Annotated in this window: 25 protein-coding genes, 1 tRNA gene and 1 other RNA gene; 21 read left to right on the top strand and 6 right to left on the bottom strand. The window is 53.1% G+C overall.

Annotated elements, in window-relative coordinates:
- The first annotated feature begins 15 nt into the window (after positions 1-15).
- Positions 16-459: a hypothetical protein gene (locus AURUGA1_RS06720; RefSeq protein ID WP_114129435.1), complete on the top strand. Its 444-nt coding sequence runs from the start codon at positions 16-18 to the stop codon at positions 457-459.
- A 38-nt stretch (positions 460-497) separates the two neighbouring features.
- Positions 498-926, top strand: coding sequence for a cupin domain-containing protein (locus tag AURUGA1_RS06715; protein WP_114129434.1), 429 nt, complete (start codon positions 498-500; stop codon positions 924-926).
- Positions 927-934: 8 nt separating this feature from the next.
- Here AURUGA1_RS06715 and AURUGA1_RS06710 read toward each other — a convergent pair whose 3' ends face one another.
- From AURUGA1_RS06710 to AURUGA1_RS06700, 3 genes are all read right to left on the bottom strand, one after another.
- On the bottom strand, positions 935-1,405 hold the full coding sequence (locus AURUGA1_RS06710) for a phage tail protein (RefSeq protein WP_114129433.1): 471 nt from the start codon (positions 1,403-1,405) through the stop codon (positions 935-937).
- Positions 1,406-1,430: 25 nt separating this feature from the next.
- Positions 1,431-1,832 (bottom strand): VOC family protein, encoded by a 402-nt coding sequence (locus AURUGA1_RS06705; RefSeq protein WP_114129432.1) that lies wholly within the window; start codon positions 1,830-1,832, stop codon positions 1,431-1,433.
- A gap of 95 nt (positions 1,833-1,927) precedes the next feature.
- A tRNA-Ser gene (locus tag AURUGA1_RS06700) sits at positions 1,928-2,015 on the bottom strand.
- 108 nt (positions 2,016-2,123) lie between these two features.
- On the opposite strand from AURUGA1_RS06700, the gene ffs reads away from it, so the two are divergent.
- The 11 genes from ffs to AURUGA1_RS06645 all read left to right on the top strand — a co-directional run bounded on the left by ffs (position 2,124) and on the right by AURUGA1_RS06645 (position 13,844).
- Positions 2,124-2,220: signal recognition particle sRNA small type (ffs, locus tag AURUGA1_RS06695), an RNA gene on the top strand.
- Positions 2,221-2,281: 61 nt separating this feature from the next.
- Positions 2,282-4,252, top strand: coding sequence for a DNA polymerase III subunit gamma and tau (locus AURUGA1_RS06690; protein ID WP_114129431.1), 1,971 nt, complete (start codon positions 2,282-2,284; stop codon positions 4,250-4,252).
- 2 nt (positions 4,253-4,254) lie between these two features.
- Positions 4,255-4,851, top strand: coding sequence for a recombination mediator RecR (gene recR, locus AURUGA1_RS06685; protein WP_096380052.1), 597 nt, complete (start codon positions 4,255-4,257; stop codon positions 4,849-4,851).
- Positions 4,852-4,943: 92 nt separating this feature from the next.
- On the top strand, positions 4,944-6,209 hold the full coding sequence (locus AURUGA1_RS06680) for an aspartate kinase (protein ID WP_114129750.1): 1,266 nt from the start codon (positions 4,944-4,946) through the stop codon (positions 6,207-6,209).
- Positions 6,206-7,267: an aspartate-semialdehyde dehydrogenase gene (locus tag AURUGA1_RS06675; RefSeq protein WP_114129430.1), complete on the top strand. Its 1,062-nt coding sequence runs from the start codon at positions 6,206-6,208 to the stop codon at positions 7,265-7,267. Before AURUGA1_RS06680 ends, AURUGA1_RS06675 begins: the two co-directional genes overlap by 4 nt.
- A 92-nt stretch (positions 7,268-7,359) precedes the next feature.
- A complete protein-coding gene (locus AURUGA1_RS06670; RefSeq protein ID WP_256372953.1) occupies positions 7,360-8,862 on the top strand; it encodes a malate:quinone oxidoreductase in 1,503 nt (500 codons plus the stop codon).
- A 43-nt stretch (positions 8,863-8,905) separates the two neighbouring features.
- On the top strand, positions 8,906-10,114 hold the full coding sequence (locus AURUGA1_RS06665; RefSeq protein WP_114129429.1) for a sensor histidine kinase: 1,209 nt from the start codon (positions 8,906-8,908) through the stop codon (positions 10,112-10,114).
- Positions 10,104-11,213, top strand: coding sequence for a hypothetical protein (locus tag AURUGA1_RS06660; protein ID WP_114129428.1), 1,110 nt, complete (start codon positions 10,104-10,106; stop codon positions 11,211-11,213). The genes AURUGA1_RS06665 and AURUGA1_RS06660 overlap by 11 nt, the downstream gene beginning before the upstream one ends.
- A complete protein-coding gene (locus AURUGA1_RS06655; RefSeq protein WP_114129427.1) occupies positions 11,203-11,859 on the top strand; it encodes a response regulator transcription factor in 657 nt (218 codons plus the stop codon). Before AURUGA1_RS06660 ends, AURUGA1_RS06655 begins: the two co-directional genes overlap by 11 nt.
- Complete coding sequence (locus AURUGA1_RS06650; RefSeq protein ID WP_114129426.1) at positions 11,859-12,521, top strand: thymidine kinase; 663 nt, start codon at positions 11,859-11,861, stop codon at positions 12,519-12,521. The genes AURUGA1_RS06655 and AURUGA1_RS06650 overlap by 1 nt, the downstream gene beginning before the upstream one ends.
- Positions 12,522-12,530: 9 nt before the next feature.
- A complete protein-coding gene (locus AURUGA1_RS06645; RefSeq protein WP_114129425.1) occupies positions 12,531-13,844 on the top strand; it encodes a UDP-glucose/GDP-mannose dehydrogenase family protein in 1,314 nt (437 codons plus the stop codon).
- On the opposite strand, the gene AURUGA1_RS06640 is transcribed toward AURUGA1_RS06645, so the two are convergent.
- Together AURUGA1_RS06640 and AURUGA1_RS06635 are read right to left on the bottom strand one after the other, a co-directional pair.
- Positions 13,845-14,780 carry a metallophosphoesterase gene (locus AURUGA1_RS06640; protein WP_114129424.1) on the bottom strand — a complete coding sequence of 312 codons (936 nt, stop codon included), beginning with the start codon at positions 14,778-14,780 and terminating at the stop codon, positions 13,845-13,847. It abuts the gene before it with no gap.
- Positions 14,781-14,787: 7 nt separating this feature from the next.
- Positions 14,788-17,373: a transglycosylase domain-containing protein gene (locus tag AURUGA1_RS06635; RefSeq protein WP_114129423.1), complete on the bottom strand. Its 2,586-nt coding sequence runs from the start codon at positions 17,371-17,373 to the stop codon at positions 14,788-14,790.
- Between the two features lie 48 nt (positions 17,374-17,421).
- Here AURUGA1_RS06635 and AURUGA1_RS08115 point away from each other — a divergent pair, with 48 nt between their 5' ends.
- The gene (locus tag AURUGA1_RS08115; protein WP_172418207.1) at positions 17,422-17,583 is read left to right on the top strand and encodes a hypothetical protein; all 162 of its coding nucleotides are present in this window, start codon (positions 17,422-17,424) and stop codon (positions 17,581-17,583) included.
- A gap of 32 nt (positions 17,584-17,615) precedes the next feature.
- A complete protein-coding gene (locus tag AURUGA1_RS06630; protein WP_114129422.1) occupies positions 17,616-18,086 on the top strand; it encodes a RidA family protein in 471 nt (156 codons plus the stop codon).
- A gap of 63 nt (positions 18,087-18,149) precedes the next feature.
- Here the strand turns inward: AURUGA1_RS06630 and acs are convergent, their stop codons facing one another.
- Positions 18,150-20,105, bottom strand: coding sequence for an acetate--CoA ligase (gene acs / locus AURUGA1_RS06625; protein WP_114129421.1), 1,956 nt, complete (start codon positions 20,103-20,105; stop codon positions 18,150-18,152).
- Between the two features lie 359 nt (positions 20,106-20,464).
- Between acs and AURUGA1_RS06620 the strand changes: the two genes are divergently transcribed.
- The 6 genes from AURUGA1_RS06620 (at position 20,465) to topA (ending at position 26,013) form a co-directional block, all read left to right on the top strand.
- Positions 20,465-21,388 carry an ATPase, T2SS/T4P/T4SS family gene (locus AURUGA1_RS06620; RefSeq protein ID WP_114129420.1) on the top strand — a complete coding sequence of 308 codons (924 nt, stop codon included), beginning with the start codon at positions 20,465-20,467 and terminating at the stop codon, positions 21,386-21,388.
- Positions 21,285-22,211, top strand: coding sequence for a hypothetical protein (locus AURUGA1_RS06615; RefSeq protein WP_162784087.1), 927 nt, complete (start codon positions 21,285-21,287; stop codon positions 22,209-22,211). The genes AURUGA1_RS06620 and AURUGA1_RS06615 overlap by 104 nt, the downstream gene beginning before the upstream one ends.
- Before the next feature lie 81 nt (positions 22,212-22,292).
- Positions 22,293-22,481 (top strand): DUF4244 domain-containing protein, encoded by a 189-nt coding sequence (locus tag AURUGA1_RS06610; protein WP_114129418.1) that lies wholly within the window; start codon positions 22,293-22,295, stop codon positions 22,479-22,481.
- Positions 22,459-22,797 carry a TadE family protein gene (locus AURUGA1_RS06605; protein WP_162784086.1) on the top strand — a complete coding sequence of 113 codons (339 nt, stop codon included), beginning with the start codon at positions 22,459-22,461 and terminating at the stop codon, positions 22,795-22,797. Before AURUGA1_RS06610 ends, AURUGA1_RS06605 begins: the two co-directional genes overlap by 23 nt.
- The gene (locus tag AURUGA1_RS06600) at positions 22,787-23,128 is read left to right on the top strand and encodes an Rv3654c family TadE-like protein (RefSeq protein WP_114129416.1); all 342 of its coding nucleotides are present in this window, start codon (positions 22,787-22,789) and stop codon (positions 23,126-23,128) included. The genes AURUGA1_RS06605 and AURUGA1_RS06600 overlap by 11 nt, the downstream gene beginning before the upstream one ends.
- 62 nt (positions 23,129-23,190) lie before the next feature.
- Complete coding sequence (topA, locus tag AURUGA1_RS06595; RefSeq protein WP_114129415.1) at positions 23,191-26,013, top strand: type I DNA topoisomerase; 2,823 nt, start codon at positions 23,191-23,193, stop codon at positions 26,011-26,013.

Genomic DNA, 26,013 nt, shown 5'->3' with positions numbered 1-26,013 from the left:
GCGTAGCCTGATGTCATGAGCGATTTGAACGAAGTAGGAGAACGCGACAACTGGATCTGCTGGTTGTGTGACACCCCTGTAGACCCTGACGCCTCAGTGAACTCGGACCGGGGCCCTAGTGTTGATAGCTACTCAGTGGCCAAGTCGAAGAAGAACGTTGTCACTGTTGAACGTTTGGCTCATCGCGATTGCAACACGATGAAGGGCAAAAAAGCTCCCGTTGTGCCCTGGGGTCCTGAACTGTTAGTCGTTGACCCATCTCCGATTGTGGCAACCGTTGACCGTTTGCAACGTAAGGGTGGACGTGAAGTGATAGCTCGCTGCCCGAGCCAGGAGGATGCTGAACAAGCATCTGAGTGGTTACTAGATCGTCTCTCGCGATATGCGCCCGATTTCTCAGTGAGTACCCAGATCACTTCTGGTGGAGGGCAATACATGCTTTTCTTGGTGGCGAATTAGTCCTTCCCTTGATCGCGGGCGGTTGCTAGCGTGACAGCATGAGCGGTTACGAAATCACGAACATAGGTGCGCCGGAAACATGGCGCGACCACCTTGGCGGCTTCGTGCCCCAGACGACACGTCAGGGTCGGAGGGTCGTCGATCATGAAATGACAAACCAATTTATTGGTATGACGGCTAATGCCTATGAACCCGGTGAAGAAGCCGGATACTGGCATACCCATTCCGAGATCGAAGAGCTCTACATCTTTCTTGAAGGCTCAGGGCAGATGGGTCTTGATGAGGACATTGTTGATGTCACTGCCGGTTCTGTCGTTCGCGTGGGACAGGACGTGTGGCGAACCTGGCGAGCACTACCTGAAAGCGATGGTCAATTGCGGTGGATTTGCATTCGTGCTGGTGCAGGTGAGCTCACCAGCTACCCGCACGATGCCACGAGAGATCACGAGCGCCCATCACCTTGGTAAGTGGGTGACTAGTACTCACCTTTTACAACGAAGTAACTGCCACGAATCGTTCCGGCAAGCTTGGACTTCATCCGTGCGAACTTGAAACTGCTTAGTTCCTCTGGAACGTCCATGCCGTCAGAGAGCTTGAAGCCGACAGCACGTTTTTTGTTGTCGTTGACGGTGTAGAGAACGTTGATGGCAAGCCCGCTTTCATAAAAAACATAGGTCCATCTCACGAGGCCATCCGCAGTGTCAACCATCATTTGGGTGACTTCCAGCGGTTTAGACGATACAACAATGTCTCTTTCGAGTAACACCTTAGCTACGTAATCCACGAGCTGAGGTGCCTCACTGGCTGGAGTGGTTTCGAAAACGATGTCGTACTTGTTCTTGAAATAGCGAGCTTCATTGGCGCGAAGTCCCGCCAGCGCCTCAGAGTGCGGGGAAGATTCCACGCCGTGAGTTGAAACGGTGGTGAAATCAATGGGAGTTGGCATAGGAGTTCCTTCTTGCGAAATGTGTTTAGGAAATAATGTGTTCTGGATTCATCCAGAACACATCCCACAGGTGGCCATCGAGATCTTCAAAACCCCAGCTGAACATGAAGCCGATATCTTCAGGATCATTCAGCTGACGTGCACCTTGGGCAAATGCCTTCTCGCAGAGCTCGCGTACTTTGTCAGCAGAGTCACACGACAGTCCAAAAATAGCTTCAGCGGTGTCTCTGGGGGCGATCTTCTTCTCAATGAAGCTTTCAAACTTTGCGTGTTCGAGCAGCATGATGAAGATGTTGTCGTTGACAATCATGCAGGTTGATTGATCATCCGTGAATTGGGGGTTGAAGGTGAAACCCAGTGCAGTAAAGAACTCAACAGATTTCTTGAGGTTTGCGATGGGGAGATTCACAAAGAGGGAATTAACCATGGCCACACACTACTGGAGGCGGGGGCTCTCGTTCATCACAACAAATGGGGGACGTAACAAAGAAAATGACCGCCACGTAGGGCGGTCATTTTTGGTGGCGGAGAATGGGGGATTCGAACCCCCGAGGGCGTTAACCCAACACGCTTTCCAAGCGTGCGCCATAGGCCACTAGGCGAATCCTCCTGATGGCCCGCCTGCTTACGCAAGAGGACAACTTGAACATTCTAACTGCTCAACACTGGTGCTGACGAACCGAGGGTGTGCCATACAGTTCAGTGCTTTAGAATGTTGAATGGCTCCTCGCGTGGCGCCATCCAGGCCAACTCCCCCAGGACGGAAACGTAGCAAGGGTAACCGGGCTCTGGCGGGTGCGCGGGGGGTCCTTTTTATTGCGCTCACAGCGTTGACGTAGTGGTCTGGATGTCGGCTCTGACGCGTACTATTGAACTGTGGCTACCGCACTGTATCGCCGTTATCGGCCTGAATCCTTCGCTGACGTAATTGGGCAATCCCATGTCACCGAACCGTTGATGACGGCTCTGAGAACAAATCGGGTCAACCACGCTTACCTTTTCAGCGGTCCTCGTGGTTGCGGTAAGACAACCTCTGCTCGAATTCTCGCTCGATGCTTGAACTGTGCCGAAGGACCAACTGATACTCCCTGTGGCGTCTGCCCCAGTTGTGTCGAGCTTTCTCGTGAGGGTGGCGGATCTCTCGATGTGGTCGAAATTGACGCTGCCAGCCACAACGGCGTTGATGATGCACGCGACTTACGTGAGCGTGCGGTCTTTGCTCCTGCGCGTGACCGCTACAAAATCTTCATTCTCGATGAAGCACACATGGTCACCCCGCAGGGCTTCAACGCCTTGCTCAAGCTCGTCGAAGAACCACCCGAGCATGTGAAGTTCATTTTCGCTACTACGGAACCTGAAAAGGTTATCGGCACGATTCGTTCGCGCACCCATCACTACCCCTTCCGCTTGATTCCTCCAGCTCAAATGTTGGAATACTGCGAGAGCTTATGCGCCTCAGAAAATATCTCGGTTGAACCAGGGGTGCTGGCATTGGTTGTTCGTGCGGGCGGTGGCTCTGCCCGCGACACTCTCTCCTTGCTCGATCAACTCATTGCCGGTTCTGAAAATGATGCCGTCACCTACGAGCGTGCTGTTTCCCTCCTGGGATATACCCACGCCGCACTGCTTGATGAAGCCGTTGATGCGCTCGCCGCTGGAGATTCCGCAGGAGCATTTGCTGCCGTCGATCGAGTGATTCAGACAGGTCAAGATCCTCGTCGTTTTGTGGAAGATCTTCTGGAACGACTGCGTGATCTCATTCTTGTTGCCGCAACCGGAGCAAACGCAAACGCGGTACTGCGCGGTATTCCTTCAGATGAACTCGAGCATATGCAGGCACAGGCTCAGAATTTTGGTGCCGCGGATCTTTCTCGTGCCGCAGATGTGGTCAACTCCTCACTAACTGAGATGACCGGTGCAACTTCACCGCGTCTCCATCTTGAATTGATGATTGCCCGTCTGCTTGTTCGTGCAACCGGTAGTGGTTCTGGTCCGGTTGTGGCTCCAGTTGCATCCGCACCGGCTGTTGCGCCTGCTGCACAGAAAAAGGAAGCCCCAGCTCCAGCACCTGCAACTGCAGTTGCTTCTGCACCAACACCAAAGGCTGAAAAGCCTGCACCTGCCACTGAGCCAATGAAGGAAGAATCCAAGGTGGTTCCTGCAGGGCCGGTGGGAACACGTGAACTTCTTGAAGCATGGCCTGCTGTATTGGACAAAATCCAGGCGACGTCCCGTGCAGCCTGGCTCGTCGTTGTTGCAGCGCAAGTTCGCTCTCTTGAAGATGAAGTACTCACGCTCGTATTTAGTAACGAAGCAGATGCTGCGTCTTTCCGCCCACAAAAGGGTGTTCCCGGCGGTGTCCACGAAATTTTGCGTCAAGCAATCCTGGATACCGTTGGTGTTCGCGTGAGCTTCAAAGTTTCCAGTGACTCCAGTGCGACCGCACCTATCGACAAAGTCAGCACAACAACAGATGCTGGGAGATCCGCTCACAACGCACCGCGAGAGTTTGCAACCCCAGCTCCCGCAGAAGAGGAGCCTCCTCTTCCGGAGGAACCACCAGCTGATCTTGCAGAAGAACCTCCAGTAGATGTGCAAGCCGATGATGGCTGGGATGTTGTTGCAATCCCGTCAGGAACTCCAGCAGTTCTCGATGATGAATCATCTTCAGATTCGAAGGCCACATCCGAGCCTGACGTGGCTGACACTGGTTCTCAACTCAGCGCCGAGGAAGCAGAGCTTCAAGACCGCCGTTATGGTGAAGCAGTAGTTCGGGAAATCTTGGATGCCAAGTTTATTTCTGAAGAGGTCACTGCCCCCACTCCCGTTATTTCTGCTGAGGACTAGGCATGTATGACGGCATAGTTCAGGAGCTCATTGATGAATTGGGCCGACTTCCCGGTGTAGGACCCAAGTCAGCTCAGCGCATCGCGTTTCATATTCTGCAAACAGAATCTTTCGATGTGACCCGCCTGTCAGCAGTGTTGTTGGAAGTTCGGGAAAAAGTTAAGTTCTGTGAGATTTGCGGAAACGTATCTGAAGAAGTGACCTGCGCTATCTGCCGTGACCCCAGGCGTGACCCGACGTTCATCTGTGTCGTGGAAGAAGCCAAAGACGTCGTTGCTATTGAGCGCACCCGAGAATTCCGCGGGCTCTACCACGTACTGGGCGGAGCAATTAGCCCCATTGATGGCATTGGGCCGGATGACCTTCGTATTCGCCAACTCATGACGCGTCTAGCGGATGGCACAGTCACTGAGGTCATCATCGCCACCGACCCCAATCTCGAAGGCGAAGCAACCGCGACGTATCTTTCTCGTTTGTTGAAGACTCTAGAAATTAAGGTCTCGCGTCTAGCTTCCGGTCTTCCTGTTGGTGGCGATTTGGAATATGCCGACGAAGTGACCCTCGGCCGCGCCTTTGAAGGCCGTCGCACCGTCTCCTGAGCGTCAAAAGCGCCCTGAAACTCCCCGTAGAATAGAGTTTCCAGCTCGCGTGAAACGAAGCCGTGAGCATCTTCTTTCAGGAGTTTCAAACCGTGAGCTTGATTGTGCAGAAATATGGCGGATCGTCCGTTGCTGATGCTGAAAGCATCAAGCGCGTCGCCAAGCGCATCGTCGATACTCGCGAAGCGGGAAATGATGTCGTTGTTGTCGTTTCTGCAATGGGAGACACTACCGATGAACTGATGGACCTTGCTAACGAGGTCTCACACGACCACGCGCCACGTGAGCTTGACATGCTGCTCACCGCTGGTGAGCGTATTTCAATGGCTCTAGTCGCCATGGCTGTGCGCTCTCTCGGGCACGATGCAAAATCCTTCACGGGATCTCAGGCCGGAATGATTACCGATGCCCAGCACGGAACTGCTCGCATTGTTGAAGTCACTCCTGACCGTCTGCGTGATGCCGTTGCCGATGGCGACATTGCCATTGTTGCTGGTTTCCAAGGCTTCAACCGTTCCACCGGTGACATCACCACACTCGGTCGTGGCGGATCTGATACTTCAGCTGTTGCTCTTGCGGCAGCCCTCAACGCAGATGTGTGTGAGATCTACACCGACGTGGATGGTGTCTTTACTGCTGACCCACGTGTTGTTCCTCACGCATCTAAAATTCACCGCATTTCAACCGAAGAAATGCTGGAGTTGGCAGCAAACGGTGCCAAAGTTCTCAATATTCGCGCAACGGAATATGCACGCCGTCATGGTGTGACATTGCACGTGCGCTCCTCCTTCGTCCCCGACGAGGGAACAATCGTGTACAACCCCACGGAGGGAGAAACAGTGGAAGAGCCCATCATCACCGGTGTTGCCGGTGACCTGAGCGAGGCCAAGATCACCGTTGCCGGTGTTCCAGACGTCCCAGGTAAAGCAGCACAAATTTTCACCATCGTTGCTGAGGCAGATGTGAACATCGACATGATTGTGCAGAACGTATCGCCTGCAGGAACTGGACAGACCGATATTTCATTCACCCTCCCCAAGGCAGAAGCTGACTCAGCTCTTGCTGCTCTAAAGTTTGCTCAGTCACAGATCGGTTTCACCGATCTTGCACTGGATGAGAACATCGGCAAGCTCTCCGTGGTGGGTGCGGGTATGCGCACTAGCTCGGGTGTTTCTGCTCAGCTGTTCACCGCTCTGTTTGAAGCAGGGGTGAACATCGACATGATCTCTACCTCTGAGATTCGCATCTCGGTCATCATGCGTGCGGACCAGCTCAACGAGGCTTTACGTAAGGTTCACACTGCTTTCGGACTTGACTCCGCTGTTGAGGCCGTCGTTCATGCAGGAACCGGCCGATGACCGTCATCGCCCCCGAGGGGCTCAATGTTGCCGTGGTCGGTGCAACTGGCCAGGTCGGTAAGGTCATGCGTCGTTTGCTCGAGGAACGTAACTTCCCAGTCAAGTCGATTCGTTTCTTTGCTTCTGCTCGTTCTGCCGGAAGCGTGCTTCCCTACGCAGGCCATGATGTTGTCGTTGAGGACGTAGAAACCGCTGACCCAACTGGTATTGATGTTGCCCTGTTCTCTGCGGGAGCAACAGCCTCCAAGGCGCAAGCTCCACGTTTTGCAGCCGCCGGTGTCACTGTGGTGGACAACTCTTCTGCATGGCGCATGGATCCAGAAGTTCCTCTGGTTGTGTCCGAGGTCAATCCTCACGCCATCAAGCAGGCAGTCAAAGGCATCATTGCGAACCCCAACTGCACCACCATGGCCGCCATGCCTGTGCTTAAAGTTCTCGATGCTGAAGCAGGTCTTGAGCGAATGAACGTGACCACCTTCCAGGCTGTGTCTGGTTCTGGACTGGCAGGTGCCGAAGAACTTGCTGGCCAAGTTCGTGCAGCCGTTGATCAGGGAAACATTGAAGACTTGGTTCACGATGGTTCAGCTATTTCTTTCCCCGCACCTGTGAAATATGTCAAGACGATTGCCTTTGACGTTGTTCCACTTGCCGGCGCCATCGTGGAAGACGGCCTCAACGAAACCGATGAAGAAAAGAAGTTGCGCAACGAAAGCCGCAAGATTCTGGAGCTTCCTGAACTGTTAGTTTCCGGCTTGTGTGTTCGTGTTCCCGTGTTCACTGGTCACTCTTTGTCCATCAATGCAGAATTTGGTAAGGCAATTTCGCCAGAGCGCGCTCGCGAATTGCTCGCAGACGCTCCCGGCGTCCAGCTCGAAGAAGTACCCACACCACTTCAAGCTGCCGGAGCTGATCCTTCTTTCGTTGGTCGAATCCGTGCAGATGAGACAGTAGATGGCGGTCGCGGCCTGGCAATGTTTGTCAGTAATGACAACTTGCGTAAGGGTGCTGCCCTCAACGCAGTGCAGATTGCTGAGTTGATTGCTGCAGATCGCGCCTAATTCTCTTCACCATTTCACGAAGGCCACCAGGAGAGCTTCTGGTGGCCTTCAGTGTTCCTCCCGGTAGATGGAAGCACCGAGGGCACTGCTCAGTGGCTTTGCCACGTAAACTTGCGGATGTGAATGCAAAGACAGTTGACGTCGCCCTGATTGGTGGCGGAATTATGAGCGCCACCCTGGGCGCACTCATTAAACAGCTGCAACCTGACTGGAGCATCCAAGTTTATGAGCGTCTGGGCGAAGTAGCTCAGGAAAGTTCAAACCCTTGGAACAACGCGGGAACCGGTCACGCAGGCTTATGTGAATTGAACTATATGCCTGAGGCTCCTGATGGTTCTGTCGAGCCTTCTAAGGCAGTTGCGATTAATGAGCAATTCCAGGTATCACTCCAGTTCTGGGCATACATGGTCGCTTCCAAGATGCTTGATGCGCCCACCACCTTCATTAACTCAACCCCTCACATGACGTTCGTCTGGGGAGAAGCAAACGTTGAATATTTGCGCAAGCGCTATGCGGTGCTCAAAGATCAGCCGCTGTTTGCCGGCATGGAGTATTCGGAAGATCCAGAAGTCATTGCCCAGTGGACACCACTTCTCATGGATGGCCGCACCGGTGACGAACCGATTGCCGCAACTCGAATTACGTCTGGTACTGACGTTGACTACGGTTCACTTACCAAGCAGCTTTTCACGTACATCACCGACAACGGTGCAAAACTGCGCACAGGAACTCAGGTGACATCCGTAAAGAAGCTTCACAACGGGCACTGGCGCTTGAGCTTGCGTGACATGGTCGGCAACACCCCGCATTCCATTACGGCCAAGTTTGTCTTTGTGGGTGCCGGTGGTGGCGCTTTGTCACTGCTCCAAAGCGCGGGAATCAAAGAAGCCAAGGGCTTCGGTGGATTCCCTATCTCCGGACAGTTCCTGCGCACCACCAATCCCGCCCTCGTAGCTCGCCACCAAGCCAAGGTCTATGGCAAGGCATCTGTTGGTGCGCCTCCAATGTCCGTTCCTCACTTAGACACCCGTGTTGTTGATGGCGAAAAGTCACTGTTGTTTGGACCGTTCGCAGGATTTACACCCAAGTTCCTCAAAGAGGGTTCCTGGTTCGATCTTCCTGGTTCAATTCGCCTAAACAACATTTTCCCCATGTTGGCCGTCGGAGCGACCAACCTTGACTTGTTGAAATACCTCATCGGCGAATTAATGGCGAGCCCGCAAAAGAAGCTCGATGCGTTGCGTGAATTCTTCCCTGAAGCACAGCACGAAGACTGGGAGCTCATCACTGCCGGTCAGCGCGTTCAAGTTATGAAGTCTGACCCCAAGAAGGTGGGTGTGCTTCAGTTTGGTACGGAGGTCATTGCCTCTGCGGACGGCACCATTGCTGGCCTGTTGGGTGCCTCGCCAGGTGCTTCTGTGTCCGTGCCTGTCATGTTGGACGTACTCAAGCGCTGCTTCCCCGCGGAGTTTGCTGGGTGGGAGCCAGAAATCAAGAAAATGATTCCCAGTTACGGAACACGTTTGTCTGACAACCCTGCGACCGCGAAGAAGTCTTTTGCAGCTTCAGCTCAGGCTCTCAAACTCTCCACATAGGGAAGACTGGTCTTTACGACCATGTGTGTGAGGGGGAGCGAGAATGCAGATCGGTATTCCTGCCAAACTCGCGCCTGTCTTGTTTGCTCAGGCACTCTCACGCCTGTTCTTGGTGTACTCGGCCTACTCAGTCATCTTTGCTGAAGTTCTACTTTTGCTCGCTGGCTGGCATGAGGGCAATGCTGCTGTTTTGTGGGCAGGGTTCTTGGTCGGCTTTCCTGGTTTTGTGCTGTGGTGGCTTATGTTTTCACCGCTGTCACCCTTCTCGGCATCCCTGTATTTGGTGTTCTTAAGTACCTGTTTAGTCATTGCTACGTGGGCTGTGCTCGCAACGATGCCAGATGTGGTGTCGACAAAGTTTCTGCCATTTAGCCTGCTGGGATTTGCCCTGATTACTACCTGCGGTGTTGCTGCTCGTGTTCGGGACAGATTGTTCTGGGCAACCTTGGGATATCTGATGGCGAATGTGGCAATTTTTGTGGGAGCACAGATTGCCGGGGGTGTTTTTGAATTTGATCTGAGGCTGTTTGCGGGGTTTGTGATTGTAGTAATCGCAGTTTCCCTCACTCCAGGAATGCTGCGTTCACAAAGCAAGATTCAGCCTTCACTTGATAAGAGCATGGATTTTGTTTCACAGGATGCTGAGGTTGTTGCCTCTGCTAAAGATATTGCCGCGCACTTGCATGACACGTTGCTGGCTAACCTAGCCCTGATTGCGCAAACAAAACCTGGAATGCTTCAGCAGGATGTTCGTGAATCAATCGAGGCGCAACTTGCACGTCTGGAAAAGAGTGAACTCGCGACTACTCGACAGACAACTGCTGCACAGGGCAACGGCTCAGAAAATCATCAACGCGTGAGCTTAGTTTCACAGGCGCTTATTGAAGCGGAGCGAAACGGACTCGTGATCAACCTCAGTGGGGATCTTGCTTCTTTAGAAAGCCTGACAGATGATCAGATTTCTGCAGTTGCTGCAGCACTCACCCAGTGTTTAGCCAATGTGTTAGCTCATTCAGGTCAGAGGAACTCCGAAATTGTTCTCTTGGGAGTTTCCTCGCACGTGAGCATCACAGTTATTGATGGTGGTGTGGGTTTTGATGTTGAAGCGGTCCCTGAAGACCGGTTGGGCCTGAGGCTTTCAGTTCGGGAACGTATTGAAAAGGCGGGTGGCTCTGTTCGAATATGGGCGAATCCAAATCAAGGTACCGCAATCATGATGCAGTTCCAAACGGAGGTGAGTGATGAGCGATAGAGGCAGAAGCCTGCAACAAATTGATCCGCTTACCGCTGCCACGAGCTGGGAAGCAGCCATCATCATTGTTCTCGTGACGTGGGTTTACGTCGTCCTTGCCACGATTAGCTCTTTGGCGCATGTTTCGCACATCGCACTGATGGCTTTGGCAGTCATGTTTATGACAATTTCACTTGGGCTGCATCTCTGGTTTGCTGCTCCTCGTCATGCCCCATATGGCAAGTGGAGCTACGCCATCGTGGTGTTCTTTGCCATCAGTGCGGCCTGTTTTCAAGTCTCGGCAATGGATACCCACGTCACAGGATATTTTCTCGAATGGGGGCCAATAGCACTGGCATTGCTCTTTGCAAGCGCGAGCGGGTATCGTCCACTTTCGGATCAGTATTACGCAGGTCTGGCCGCAGTCCTGTCAGTTGGTGGCCTACTCGCTTTGACTAGCCTGAATCTGAACATCCCGTTCGGACCGGCATACTTTGCTGTGTCTGGAATAACGCTCATCGGCATCGTTGTCCTAGGCCAGGCCAGCTACACCCAGAAAGCTACCAGTGTTCTCAGAGCGTGGAATGCAACCTTGAGCGAACAAACGCAGCCACCATCTCAACCGCAAAGTGCCGTGACTGTTGACGTCACAAAACCTTTCATTGACGAGGTGAAACATTTTTACGTAGAATTTCTCGAAACAGGTCGTGTGAATGCGGAGGACGTCGAAAAAGCACGGCAACTCTCAGCTGAAATTCGTGGAGAGCTTCTCAGCCTCTCCACTCGTACCTGGGTTGAGCGGATTGGCTGTGAGCTGCACGATCCAGAAAAATTGTTGGGACGATTTGACCTCTCTTCCCAATCAAGCATTTCGGCCTTGATCACTGGCTTGAGAGATAACGGAGTTCGATCAATCACCGTGTCCTTGCGGTCAGATCCGGTAACTGGTCGACTTTCCTGCGTGGTCTTAGGGAAAGACCATGGCGAACGAAATGCCGCCAGCTACCGTTTGCGAATCAAACTCGCCCCTTATCTGCGTGTGATGTACGTCGTGTTTCACGATGTGCGCATGATTGAACAAGATGGGGAAGTGAAGGTGTTGTTCTACTATGCACAGTAATGGGGGACGCAGAGCGCCTGCGACGTTGGCAATTTTGGATGACCACGGGCTGTTGGTCGAAAGCATCACGAGTTGGTTTTCTGAAAACGCTCCAGATTTCGACGTGGTTTGTAGTGAAACCTCGTGGGCGGGGTGTTTAGGGAACCCTGCTTTTCCTGCCGATATGGTGTTGATGGACTACCAGTTGGCAGAAAACGTCTCTATTGAGGCACGTGTGCTCACGTGTAAAGCTGCCGGGGCCAAGGTCGTGGTGATCAGTGCTCTTGGTGGCACTGAGCTTGAGGAACGCATCAACGCTTCTGGAGCTGATGCATACTTCGATAAAGCAACGTCGATGCGTGTCATTGCTGCCACAATGCGCCAGTTACTGGGAATGCCTGCCATGCATTCGAACGCCCCGGGTGAGCCTCATCAACACGCCGAAGAGGTGTTCAAGCCTCGTTTGAGTGCCGGGGAAGAACAGGCATTAATGCTGTATTGCCAAGGTTTAGCAACTAAAGATGTCGCCCAAGCCATGAATGTTCAGTTTGAGACGGCCAAAACGTACCTCAGACGGGTCCGTGAGAAGTACGCTAGAGCAGGAAGACCCGCGTCTCGGCGGGCTGATTTGGTTCGGCGTGCAGCCGAGGATGGATATTTGACCTAATGGCCAAGCTTTATTTCCGTTATGGTGCGATGAACAGCGGTAAGAGTACGTTGATGTTGCAAGCCGCCCACAACTACGAAGAACGTGGACACAATGTGGTGTTGTGTAAGCCCGCAATTGACATCAAGGGCGATCAGGGTGTTCTTTCACGTTTGGGCATCAATCGCAGGACTGATTTTGTCATTGGTGCAGACAGTGACCTGTATGGGTTGTTTCAGCACCAACGTGATGAGGTCATCCGTCGAACAGGTGCTGACGTCCGTTGCTTACTGGTAGACGAGGCGCAGTTCCTTTCCGAAGCTCAAGTCGATGATCTTCTGCGCATCGCTTTACTCGAAGACGTTCCTGTATTGGCCTTTGGAATTCGTACAGACTTCCAAACGGTTGCATTCCCAGGCTCTCGACGATTGCTAGAAATCGCCCACGAAATTGAAGAATTGAAGACCATTTGTCGCTGCGGTAAAAAAGCAATCTTTAACGCTCGCAAATATAACGACCGCTTTATCTTTGACGGCGATCAGCTTGCCATTGATGGCGTCGCAGTCACTTATGAGCCTTTGTGCGGAAACTGCTACCTCATCGAGAGCAACGGTGTTCTCAACGCCGGCCGTCGTCAGTGGCCTGTTGCCTATTCTTTCGAGCCAGACCCCGACTTTAGCTAGTTTTTCACCATGCGCATCTCAGTCATCGGTTGCGGCTATCTGGGTGCAGTGCATGCAACAGCCATGGCCGATCTTGGGCATGAGGTTATTGCCGTGGATGTTGACTCGGCGAAAATTGATGCACTTGCTCACGGTAAACCGCCCTTCTTTGAACCGGGTTTGCCTGAAATACTTGCCTCATCTTTAGCCTCTGGGCGGCTGCGTTTCACAACAGACATCAGTGAAGTTGAGGAGGCATCGCTGCACTTCATTGCTGTGGGAACACCCCAAAGTGAGAACAGTGGCGCGGCAGATCTTCGCTATGTACACGCAGCTTTAGATTCTCTGATTCCTCATCTGGGATCAACAGATGTCATTGTGGGAAAGAGCACCGTTCCGGTTGGCACAGCAGAAGCTTTAGCGCTCAAGCTTCTATCAGCAGGCAGTTCGGCGACCCTGGCTTGGAATCCAGAATTTTTACGTGAGGGCTTCGCCATCAAGGACACTCTCTCGCCAGACCGTTTGGTCTTTGGTTATGGAGCGGGCCCTGGTGCACAGCAGGCACGCGTTGCACTTAGGGATGTGTACTCACAAGCGATTGCCTCTGGAACGCCGGTTGTGGAGACAGACCTTGCCACCGCAGAGCTGGTCAAAACCGCAGCTAATGCGTTTCTGGCAACAAAGATTAGTTTCATCAACGCCATGAGCGAGATTGCTGAAGCAACGGGCGCAAATGTCACCGAGCTTGCAGATGCCATAGGTTTTGACGCGCGGATTGGCAGGAAATTTCTTAACGCTGGAGTGGGCTTTGGTGGCGGGTGTTTGCCCAAGGACATCAGAGCTTTCTCTGCTCGTGCTCATGAACTCGGCCTAGGATCCTCGGTCGCGTTCTTAGATGAAGTGGATGCCATTAACCTCCGGCAGCGTGAGCGAGTTATTGCCCGTGTTATTGCCGATTCTGGAGGGGATGTCGTAGGCCTGCGAGTGGCAGTGTTGGGGCTGGCATTCAAGCCCCACTCAGATGACGTTCGTGACTCGCCAGCTTTGGATGTTGCTCACGGTTTACGTGCGGCAGGAGCAGATGTTGTTGCTTATGACCCTCAAGCTCACGGACCTGCGTTGCAGCGATTCCCCGAACTCAACGTCGCAGACACTCTTGAGCAAGTTCTGGTGGGTGCGGATATCGCCGTCTTGGTCACTGAGTGGCCTGAGTTTGTTGGATTAGACCCTCGGGCAGCTGGAGATTTGATGGCTCACAAACGGATCGTGGACGCCAGAAATGTTTTAGATCCTGACAGGTGGAGAGCCGCAGGCTTCCATTACAGCAGCCTGGGGCGTCCCTAACTAGTCTCTAGGGCTGAGAGTGACTAAAGAAGCCTCAGGAGGGCACGCAAATCGCACGGGAGCATAAATGGATGTTCCTAGGCCTGCCGAGACGTTCAAAGCCGCTGTGTGGGCGCCGTGGCGCCAAGTGCTTAATCCCTTGACTTGATCACGAGGGATATCGCAGTTTGTCACCAATGCTCCAAATCCTGGAACGCAAACCTGACCTCCGTGGGTGTGGCCAGCAAACAACACTTGAGCACCCTGGGCAACGAACTCGTTCAGAATGCGTTGATAAGGAGCGTGTGCCACACCGATTGTGAGCTCAGGTGCAGTTTCTTCAAAAATGTCTTCCGACTGCAGGCTTTCTAATGCGCGTTCCATGCGAGAAAGTGAGTCAAAGTTGCGGTGGGGGTCATCAACACCCATGAAATCTAACCGGCGATCACCGATTTGGATGGAGGCAGCTTTGTTGTTGAGGTTTGCCCAACCTAAATCGGTGGTTAGGAAGTGCTGCAGTCCTGCTGTGTCCAGCACAGTCGCATGGGTCTTCGCCTGTGAGGGGCCAGCGAAATAAGTGAAAGGATTTTTGAACTCGGGAGCAAAGTAGTCGTTGGAACCATTAACAAACACTCCAGGAATGCCCCGGAAGGCAGACAGTGCCTCTTCTACGGCAGGTAGAGCATTGATATGACCGAGGTTGTCACCGGTGTCCACTACAAGATCGGGGGACAATGCAGCTAATGACTTGATCCACTCGATCTTCCCTTTTTGCCAGGGGGCAAGATGCAGATCTGAAATGTGAAGAACACGAAGAGGTTGTGCACCAGGCTCGAGAACTTTGGCTTCGACTTCACGAAGGGTGAACTGGTTCCGTTCAATGAGCGTCCCCCAGACCAGGGCGCCGGCAGCGGCGACACCTACTCCGAGGAGCGCATCACGAACAAACTTGTCCATCAGCGAGCTATTGCTGAACCGTAATTGTCACAGTGGCACCAGGTTTCACAAAACCACCCACTATGTCCTGAGCAATGACCTTGCCCACATTTGGACTTGGTGGTGCAGGACAGGTGCTTTGTACTGGAGCCGGAATCACATTGGGGTTGTTGGGGTCAACAGGAGGGGTGCTAGGACAAGGCGTTGGTGTGGGGCTTGGAGCCAAGATAACTTGGACAACCCAACCACCAGATTGCAGGCTACTGGTTGCGGCAGCTTGAGTCATGCCAAGCGTAGTTCCAGGGCCAGCTACAAGTGACTGGTTACTGGTGTAAACCGTGATTTCAGCACCCACAGCGGTGTTTTCACCCGAAGGTGGATCTGATTTGACGACGGTTCCCTTGGGCTTCTCAGAGTCCATCTCGCCGCCGTCTTTGAAGGTCAGGCCAACGCTTTCAATGAGTTCTTGAGCTTGCTTGAGGGTCAGGCCGTCAATTGCTGGGACGGCAACAGACTTACCCTTCATCAAATTGGGATCTGGTGCCGGGAAGGCATCTCCACCATAAATGCTATTGGCGGTTGCCATCACTTGGCGCCAAATGCCTTGAACGAAGACATAAGGAGGGAAGACATACTCACCCACGTTCGTGTGGCCGGTTACGTTACCAATCCAGGAGACGGTGGAGACCTTAGTGGTGGTACCCATCATCCAGTTGTGCTCGGAGTTATCCGAGGTACCGGTCTTAGAGATGAAAGGAACGCCGTCGTTAGGAGAAGCCCATCGAGCCGATCCTTCGATAACTCGAGACATGGCATATGCGACAGTGTTGGCGATGTTGGGTTGAACAGCCTGGTTGCACTTGGACTTAGGCGGATCAACCTTCTTGCCATTGCGGTCTGTGATTTCATCGATGGCAATTGCGGTACATACCTTGCCATTGTTGGCGAAGCCCGCAGCTGCCACGGCCATAGTCAATGGTGCAATTTCGTTAGATCCCAACACAGCCATGGGGTTGCTGGTGAGTGTATTCAGGTCAGCGCGGTGAACACCAAAACTTTCGGCAGTCTTGCGGATCTTGCACAGGTCCAGCTTGGACGCCATCATCATGAAGTTGGTGTTCCACGAGTTGATCAGAGACTGCAGAGCAGACCAGACACGACCAGTTCCACGACCGTCGAAGTTTTGTAGGTTCCAGTTGTTGAGATCTCCCACACCTTCACAGCTGTTGGTGAACTCTTTACCGGTCCAAATACGGTTCTTGCCGTCAACCATTTCGTTGAGGCCGTGACCGTTCTTCAGCCATTCAGTGAGAGTGAAGACCTTGTAGGTCGAACCCACAGGGAACCCGGTGGAGCTTCCGTAACGCGAATCAGTGCTGTAGTTCACGGAGGTGTAGTTAGCTCCAGTTGCAACCACCTCAGGATCAGCGGAGTAATCCTTGCTTTGACCCATCGCCAAAATGCGTCCTGTTCCTACCTCTACCGAGACAGAGGCTGCAGCGATGTTTCCTTCATCAACCACTTTGGCAACGCGCTCGTCAATAGCAGCATTGGTTGCTGCCTGAACGTCCAGGTTGAGGGTGGTCATGATTTTGTATCCACCACGCTGGAAGTTGTTCCAACGCTCATCCTCAGTTGCGCCGAAGGCTTTGTCGTTTTTGATCACCCAGGTGACGTAGTCACAGAAGAATGCAGCTCCACCAGCAGTCTGACAACCAGTGCTGGGTGGTGTGATGACAGGGGTCACAGGTTCTGCAACAGCAGCCGCGTATTCCTTCTGCGTGATCTTGCCTTCGGCAAGCATTCGCTCTAGAACGTAGTTTCGACGGTCAGTGTTTGCCTGAATGTTTTCTTCGTAGTCAATACGGAGGTTGTTTGGGTTATTTACCGTGGCAATCAAACTTGCTGCCTGAGCAAGTGTGAGGTCTTTCGCCTTTACGCCAAAGTAGTACTGAGCTGCTGCTTCGATTCCGTAAGTACGACCACCGAAAGAAGCAATGTTCAAATAACCATTGAGAATTTCCTCTTTCGAGTATTTCGACTCAATGCTGATAGCCAGCTTCATTTCTTTGAGCTTGCGCTCAATGCTGGTCTGGGTAGCAGCGATGTAGGCAGCCTTACGAGCGTCGGGGTCTGCGAGCTCCTCAGCACGCTGAACCAGAATGTTCTTGACGTACTGCTGGCTGATGGATGAACCGCCTTGAACATCCCCACCGGATGCGTTCGAGAGGATTGCACGAGCGGTACCAATGAGGTCAACGCCACCGTGCTCATAAAAGCGGGGATCCTCGGTCGCGATTGCTGCGTCAATGACGTAGGGAGAAATTTCATCCAGAGGAACCGTGACACGGTTCTGGGCGTAGAACGATGCAAGAAGAACATCAGAACCATCTGATGCTTTGGCGTAGATACTGGTCTTTTCCGCGAGCTGGTTAATTTTCAAATATTCGGGCAACTCGTCAAAGACACCCAAAGCACTGTTGGTGGTGAGGCCGGTAACCGCGATAGCGGGGGTTACAGCGGCTGCAATAAGTACTGACGCAACGGCACTCATGCCGACAAACGCGAGCAGTCCTCCGACCAGTCCTGACTTCGAGGGCTTCTTGGCAAACATAGACTCTAATTTATCCCGGATTTCTGAGAAACTACCGAACGGAGAGCCATGAGCGCCACAAAATGGGAGTACACCACCACTCCACTTCTGATTCACAACACCACTGCCATCCTCAATACGTGGGGAACTGAGGGCTGGGAACTCGTCCAAATAGTGACTGGACCTGAAGGCGGACTTGTCGCCTATCTCAAACGACCACTTGCTGAATAGACTCAACTCGAGCCACAAACGAAGGACACAACATGGCAAACATTGACGACCGCCTTGCTGAGCTCGGCATTGATATCCCTGATCTCGTCCCCCCGGTTGCTGCCTACACTCCGGCGGTCATTCAGGGTGACCTGGTGTTCACATCAGGCCAGTTGCCAATGGTCTCTGGTGCACTTCCTGCCACTGGCAAAGTCGGTGAAGGCCACGGCCTCATGCCTGCCTCCGACGCTAAAGAGTATGCACGCACCTGTGCACTCAATGCGCTCGCCGCAGTTAAGTCAGTACTCGGTGACCTTAACCGTGTCACCCGCGTGGTCAAGGTTGTGGGCTTTGTCGCCAGTGACCCTGCTTTCACGGGACAGCCCGGTGTGATTAACGGTGCATCTGAGGTCCTCGGAGAAATCTTCGGAGATGCAGGAATTCACGCTCGTTCAGCGGTTGGTGTCGCTGTTTTGCCACTTGATGCTCCCGTTGAAGTAGAAATCATCGTTTCGTTCACGTAGTTCTGGACCAACAACACTGAACCCCAGGCCTGTGGCCTGGGGTTCAGTGTGTTCGTGCTTCGTTTAGTGAACTTGAGCACTGATGATGCTGAGCACACCAGTGTCTGTCAGCGTGGTGGTGTCACCAATCTCGCGACCTTCAGCGACGTCCTGGAGAAGACGGCGCATGATCTTGCCAGAACGAGTTTTGGGAAGCTCTTCAACGATGTACACCTTTGAAGGGCGAGCAATTGCACCAATTTGGTCCGCAACGTGTTTACGGAGGATGGCGCTTGCTTCCTCTGGAGTCTGGTCATCGACGTGGCTCTTCTTCAGGATGACGAAAGCAACCACTGCCTGACCTGTTGTCTCATCGGCAGCGCCAACAACGGCAGCCTCAGCAACGATGTTGTTGCCCACCAGTGCAGATTCGATCTCTGCAGTGGAGAGACGGTGACCGGAGACATTCATCACGTCATCGACGCGGCCCAAGAGCCAAATGTCACCATCTGAGTCGTAACGAGCACCATCGCCGGCGAAGTACTTATCTCCAAACTTTTCCCAGTAGGTTTCCTGGAATCGTGCTGGGTCTCCCCAAATTCCGCGGAGCATGGAAGGCCAAGGTTCTGAGATGACCAACAATCCTCCAGAGTTCTTCTCCTGAGGAACACCCTGTTCGTCGAGAATGTCGATGACAACTCCAGGAATGGGTACTTGTGCTGAACCTGGCTTGAGGGTGGTGACTCCTGGGAGCGCCGCAATCATGATTGCGCCGGTCTCGGTCTGCCACCAGGTGTCGACGATCGGCGCTGTTCCGCCGCCGATGATGTCGTGATACCAAATCCATGCTTCGGGGTTAATGGGCTCACCTACGGATCCGAGTACACGGATGCTGGAGAGGTCAAACTTGGCAGGGATTTCCCGCCCAAGTTTCATGAAGGAACGGATTGCAGTTGGCGCGGTGTAGAGAATCGAGACTTTGTACTTCTCGATGATTTCCCACCAGCGACCTGGGTGAGGTGTGTCAGGCGTTCCTTCGTAGACCACCTGGGTTGCCCCGTTAGCGAGTGGACCATAGACAACGTAGGAGTGGCCCGTAATCCAGCCCACATCTGCGGTGCACCAGTAAACATCTTTTTCTTCGTGAAGATCGAAGATGTTTTTGTGGGTAAATGCTGCCTGGGTGAGGTAGCCACCGGTGGTGTGCAAAATACCCTTGGGCTTACCGGTTGTACCGGATGTATACAGAATGAAAAGTGGGTGCTCTGCGGGGAAACCCTGTGCTTCGTGTTCTGCGTCAACACCGGCCATAGCCTCGTGAAGCCAGACGTCACGACCCTCAGTCCACTCAACCTCGTTCTCGCCACGCTTGACTACGAGAACATTCGTGACTGTGCTGCCACCACCGTGAGCCTCGAGTGCTGCATCAACAGTGGGCTTGAGAGGGAATACTTTACCTTTGCGCCACCCGCCGTCGGCTGTCACCACAAGCTTTGCTTCAGCATCATCGATTCGGCTGCGGAGGCTGTCGGAGCTAAATCCACCAAAGACAACGGTGTGAACCGCGCCAATGCGTGCCGAAGCAAGCATGGCGATCACGGCTTCAGGAATCATGGGCATATAAATCGCGATACGGTCACCAGCGGTGATACCCAGCGAGAGATACACATTTGCAACCCGCTTTACTTCAGCGGTCAATTCACTGTATGTGTATACACGCTGATCTCCGGGCTCACCCTCGGCATAGAGTGCAACGCGGTCACCATTACCGGCGAGAACGTGTCGATCTAGACAGTTGTAAGCCACATTCAACTCACCATCTTCGAACCATTTGGCGACAGGAGCGTCGCTCCAGTCGAGCACGCGAGTGTATGGCTTGTGCCAGTGAAGCAGTTCTTTGGCTTGCTTGTCCCAGAAACCAAGGCGATCTTTCTTGGCCGCCTCGTAAAGGTCAGCTTTTCCTACAGCCTGGGCAGTAAATTCTGCGCTGGGGGGAAAGCGACGTTCCTCGTGCATCAGGTTGTCAATGTTGTTGCTCATTTGAGCACCTCACTTCATTGGGTGGTGACAAAGTTCTATCAAAGTCTGATACGAGATTACCCCCAAAATCACACTTTGTATACAAAGTTACTTTTTGTACTCGGGGTACAGAATATTTTCAGAAAAATGCCTTACACTCATATTGTTCAGAGCTTCGTATCTGACTGGTGGCGCCGCCGATTCCCCCAATCTGGCGCCACGAAGGCGACACCGTTCCCCCCAACTGGTGTCGCCTTCCTCTGTGTGTGAGGTCTTTCGGATACACATGACCTGTCCTCCACAGGGGCAAAAGGGGTACAAATACCCCCAATTTGGTCCAAAAATTCTCATCTGATGAATTTTTTCTCTAATTTGAGGCCATGTTTGCCCTGTTGGATACCCAGATTCGCAATCCCCTCGTCACTGACATCCTCATCTCGAGTAATGCAGGAATGTGGGTCGATCAAGGATCGGGCCTCATTCTAGTTCCTGGCTGGCAGGCAACAGAGAAAGAGGTCCGAGCGCTCGCTGTTGAGCTAATAGACCGAGGCGGGCGTCACTTAGATATTGCCCACCCTTGTGTTGACGTCCGACTTGAGGGCGGTATTCGTGTTCATACTGTGCTCGCTCCGGTCGCCGCTCACGGAACAGCAATCTCTATTCGTATATCTCGTCACCACGACCTAACGTGGAAAAAGCTCCTGGAACAGGGCTATCTCAGCCTTCAGCAGCATGAGTATCTTCAGGCAGCCGTGCACTCACAAAAGACACTTCTAATTACGGGTGCAGCAGGTGCAGGGAAGACCTCTTTGTTGGCCCTCCTTTTATCTGATGCCGATCCACACCAGCGTATTCTCGTGTTGGAAGACGTGGCTGAATTACACATACGGCACCCACACGTCATCACTTTGGAGGCTAGGCAAGCAAATAATGAAGGCGTGGGTGGTCTAACCCTCGAACAGCTTGTGCCACAGGCTTTGCGTATGCGGGCAGACCGGCTTGTCCTTGGTGAATGTCGCGGTAGTGAAATCGGTGCCGTGCTTAGCGCCTTGAACACAGGCCACACTGGTGGCGGGATGACGTTACACGCCAACTCATTGAGTGATGTCCCTACACGATTGCGAGCACTCGGTTTCCTCTCTGGTTTGAGTGAGCCGTTGCTCACAACCTTGGTTCACGGGGCAGTCGACCTTGTTGTTCATGTGGAGCGAGGTGAACATGGTCGACGTATTGCACAAATGGGCACATTTGCTCGGAACTCTCATTCACTCGAGATTCAGCCGCTCCGCCTCGGCAGCTCGTGACGATTTGGGTGAGGTCGCTGCACTCTCACAACTGTTAGCCATGCTGCTCGTCGCGGGGCTGAGCCCCCATCAAGCACTTATGCATGCTCGGGTTGAGCGCGAAGAGTTCTTCGCCAATAAACCACCTACACCGCTGGCTTTCCTCGCAGATGTGTGGCGATTGGGCATTGACCTTGGGGCACCGCTGAAAGACATACTTGTGTCACTGTCGCATGCGCTTGCTCACGCATCCCGAAATTCTCGCGAAGCTCGAAGCCAACTTGCAGGGCCACAAGCTGCGACCAAACTGGTCATGATTTTGCCGGGCATTGCGATTGTGGGAGGGATGGCTGCCGGCTACAACCCGCTCGCTTTTTTATTGTTTCAACCTGTGGGCTGGTTTTTGCTTGTTGTGGCGGCCGGGTTGATGTGGCTTGCACATACGTGGTCTGCCTCGCTCGTTGCAACAGCAGAACACACCACGTGGGCTAATGGAATGCCGACTGAAGTAATGGCGATGGCTTTACGCTCCGGGGCCTCATTGAGGCATGCACGTCAGTGTGCTCAAGAAATAGCTAATGACTATCTCACTGATCATGTCGAGCTTGAGCAGTGTGATGAATTTATGGAGCTTTCAACACGAACAGGTGTTGCTTTGAGCGACCTACTGCATGCTCACGCAGAACTGTTGCGCGATCGTGCACGAAGCACCTCACATGAAGCCATAGAGCGTTTAGGTGTCAAGCTCATGATTCCCCTCGGGGTGTGCGTTCTCCCCGCATTTATTGCTGTGGGGGTGCTCCCGTTGGTGGCAAGTGTTATCTCCTCCACAACCTTGTACTAGAGAGATTTTCCACCTCTTATATACAGGTGTTTTTCTACAGCAACCGAGTGGACTCTACTTGGTGTCGAAAGGAGAACTCTCATGAAGAAACAATTGAAGAAAATCTGGGCCAACCTCACACTGGAAGAAGGTGCAGCAACGGCCGAATACGCGATCGCAACCATGGCTGCAGTGGGGTTTGCAGGTTTACTTGTGGCCATCCTTCGCGGGGATGAAGTCAAAGCAATATTGACTGACATGGTTCGACGTGCACTCACGTTCGGAGGGTAGCGTCACCGCGGAATTAGCCATGGTGCTCCCGGTCATCATATTGATACTAGGAATCTGCCTACAGGCAATCGCGGCTTTGGGCACTCAGCTCAGTAATGCTTCGTTAGCTCGTCAAGCAGCACAAGAACTCGCTCGCGGTGTTGACGGGGCTCTCGTGTCGCGAGCACTACATAGCGCAAATAGCAAAGCACTTTTTCGTCAAAGTGCGGAAAGCGATGTGATTTGTGTCACGCTGCAACAAAACATTGGGCCAGGTCCACTGGAATGGATCGTTCCCCAGATCCGTGTTCGAGAGTGTGTTCTTGATGCGCACTGATCGTGGCTCGAGCAGTTCTGCAACCCTCATTTTGGTCAGTGGAGTGATTTCGGTGACAAGTTTTTTATTTGTATGCGGAAGTGCCCTCGTTATGTACGAAAGAGCACAGGCGGTTACCGACCAGGCGGCATTAGAAGCAGCAGATGCTGCCTCCGGACGCATCCCGGGATATCCCTGTGATCGTGCGGAAAGACTGGCCCAGAAGCATCAACTCAATTTTGAAACCTGCAGTGTCGATAACCTCAGTGCACGAGTGACCATGAAGGTCACCGTGTTGGGGTTTTTGATCGAAACTCGAGCAAAAGCAGGACCTAAAAATATGCTTCGATGATTGACGAACCCGATTTGCCGTGTATCTTGACCTTTTGGAACGCCATATTTTCGGAGGAATGTTTGTCTAGCACCAAAAAGCTCGTCATCGTAGAGTCACCAGCAAAAGCCAAGACCATTGGCAAGTACCTTGGCGACGACTACGAAGTGCTCGCATCCGTCGGCCACATCCGTGACCTACCCAAGCCCAGCGAGCTTCCTGCAGACATGAAAAAAGGACCCTTCGGTAAGTTTGCTGTCAACGTGGAAGATGGATTCCAGCCCTACTACGTCGTGAGTGAAAACAGTAAGAAGACTGTTGCTGAGCTCAAGAAGGCACTCAAGAGCGCTGATGAGTTATATCTGGCAACCGATGAAGACCGTGAGGGTGAAGCCATCTCGTGGCACCTTCTCGAAGTTCTCAAGCCTAAAGTTCCTGTGCACCGGATGGTGTTCCACGAAATCACCAAGGAAGCCATTCAGGCGGCTCAAGAAAACACTAGAGAGCTCGACACAGCGCTCGTAGATGCCCAAGAAACACGTCGAATCCTGGACCGTCTCTACGGCTGGGAAATGTCCGATGTGATGCGCCGCCGAGTAGGGCCCGGAACTTCAGCTGGTCGAGTCCAAACAGTTGCATTGCGTCTAGTTGTTGACCGTGAACGTGAACGCATGGCGTTCACCTCAGCCAATTACTGGGACCTTCTGGCAACCTTGGGAACAACAACCGAGGCAAGCACGCAATTTGAAGCCAAACTTGTGCGCATTGGTGGAAACACAATTGCTTCGGGTAAGGACTTCAATGACAACGGTGAGCTGACCACCAAGGCTTCCCTGTTGAGTGAAGAAGCTGCAGTTGCACTCGCTGCTGCATTGCGAGAGTCCACCACGGAAATCACAGTCGCTGGACTGGAAACTAAGCCGTACACGCGTCGCCCTTCAGCGCCGTTTACCACGTCGACGCTGCAGCAGGAAGCCTCGCGCAAACTGAAGTTCTCATCAAAGCAGACGATGAGCATTGCTCAGGGGTTGTATGAGAACGGGTACATCACCTACATGCGTACCGATTCTCCTTCACTATCTGGGCAAGCTATTGCAGCTGCTCGTACCCAAGCCACCACCCTCTATGGGGCTGATCAGGTAGCAGATGCTCCCCGCCAGTACTCAGGTAAAAGCAAGAACGCTCAAGAAGCACACGAAGCGATTCGTCCTGCCGGTGAAACCTTCAAAACCCCGGCAGAGCTTGAAAACGTTTTGCGCGGTAACGAGTGGAAGCTCTACGACCTGATTTGGAAGCGTACCGTGGCATCTCAAATGGCAGATGCTAAGGGGCAGACTGCAACTGTGACCGTGAAAGCAACGCCCGCCTCTGGCGAGAGTGTTGAATTCACCGCCAGCGGAACCGTCATTACCTTCCGTGGCTTCCTCAATGCGTATGAGGAAAGCACTGACGAAGAACGCAACGCTCAAGATGCTCAAGCAGAAGCAAAGCTTCCGGTGATGACCGAGGGGCAAAAGCTCATCCTCGCGGAGGTCGAAGCCAAAGGCCACGACACAACCCCGCCTCCCCGCTACACCGAAGCAACCTTGGTCAAGAAGCTGGAAGAGCTGGGTATTGGTCGACCTTCCACCTATGCATCTATCTTGGGGCTGATTGTTGACCGTGGTTATGTCACTCCGAAGGGCTCCGCATTTGTTCCTGCTTGGGTTGCCTTCTCCATCGTGCGACTGATGCAAGAGCACTACACGGATCTTGTGGACTATGCCTTCACGGCAGAAATGGAAGAGGACCTCGACAAGATCGCCGGCGGCGAAGGAACCGGATCACAGTGGTTGAAGAAGTTCTACTTTGGTGAGCCTGGCCACCACGGTCTTCGAGAAATCCTCGACAACATCGGCGATATTGATCCTCGCGAGCTCAACACGTTCCCTGTGGGGGACACTGGTGCAGCAATCCGAGTGGGTAAATATGGTCCCTACATCGAAGTAGCCAACCCGGATGCCACCGAGGATGAAAAGCCTCGCATCGTGAACATTCCGCTGGATTTGGCACCCGATGAGCTCACTCCTGAAAAGGTGCAAGAACTCATTGATGCTCCCATCGTTACTGACCGAGTACTGGGAATCAACCCAGAAAATGGGAAAACTGTTGTTTCCAAGGACGGTCGCTTCGGCCCCTATGTCACCGAGCTTGAACCAGAGCCAGAGGTTGCCCTGGATGAAGCAGAAATTGATCCTGCTACCGGTGAGGTCGTTGAGGTCAAAAAGAAAAAGCGAGTTGCAAAGGCCGAGGTAGTCAAGCCTCGCACAGCGTCCCTGTTCAAGAGCATGGACCCTGCAACGGTTGATCTCGAGACTGCACTGAAGTTGCTCAACCTTCCTCGTGAGGTTGGAGTTGACCCTGAATCCGGTGAGGTCATCACCTCCCAAAATGGTCGTTACGGCGCGTACCTCAAGAAGGGCACCGACACCCGCTCTCTTGAGAACGAAGACCAAATCTTTGCCATCGATTTAGCTGGAGCACTAGAACTGTTTGCGCAGCCCAAGTACGGTGCACGCAAGGCTGCCAGTGCCATTAAAGAATTTGATGCAGACCCAGAAAGTGGCAAACCCATCAAAATCAAGGATGGCCGATTCGGCCCCTATGTCACTGATGGAACCACCAACGCAACCATTCCTCGTGGTGAGGTTCCCGAAGAAATTGACTTCGACCGTGCGGTTGAACTTCTCGCAATCAAGCGCGCCAAAGGACCCGTTGTACGCAAGAAGGCTGCTGCAAAGAAGCCTGCCGCCAAGAAGAAGACCACAAAGAAGGTCGGCGATACCATCGTGGTGAAGAAAGCTGGAGCAAAGAAGGCTGCGACCACTTTGGGTAAATCAGGAATTTCCTCTAAGGCCAGCGAGTAG

Source organism: Aurantimicrobium sp. MWH-Uga1, assembly GCF_003325955.1.
Taxonomy (GTDB): domain Bacteria; phylum Actinomycetota; class Actinomycetes; order Actinomycetales; family Microbacteriaceae; genus Aurantimicrobium.
Note: the sequence above shows the minus strand (reverse complement) of the source record. Positions and strands in the feature narration are given on the sequence as shown.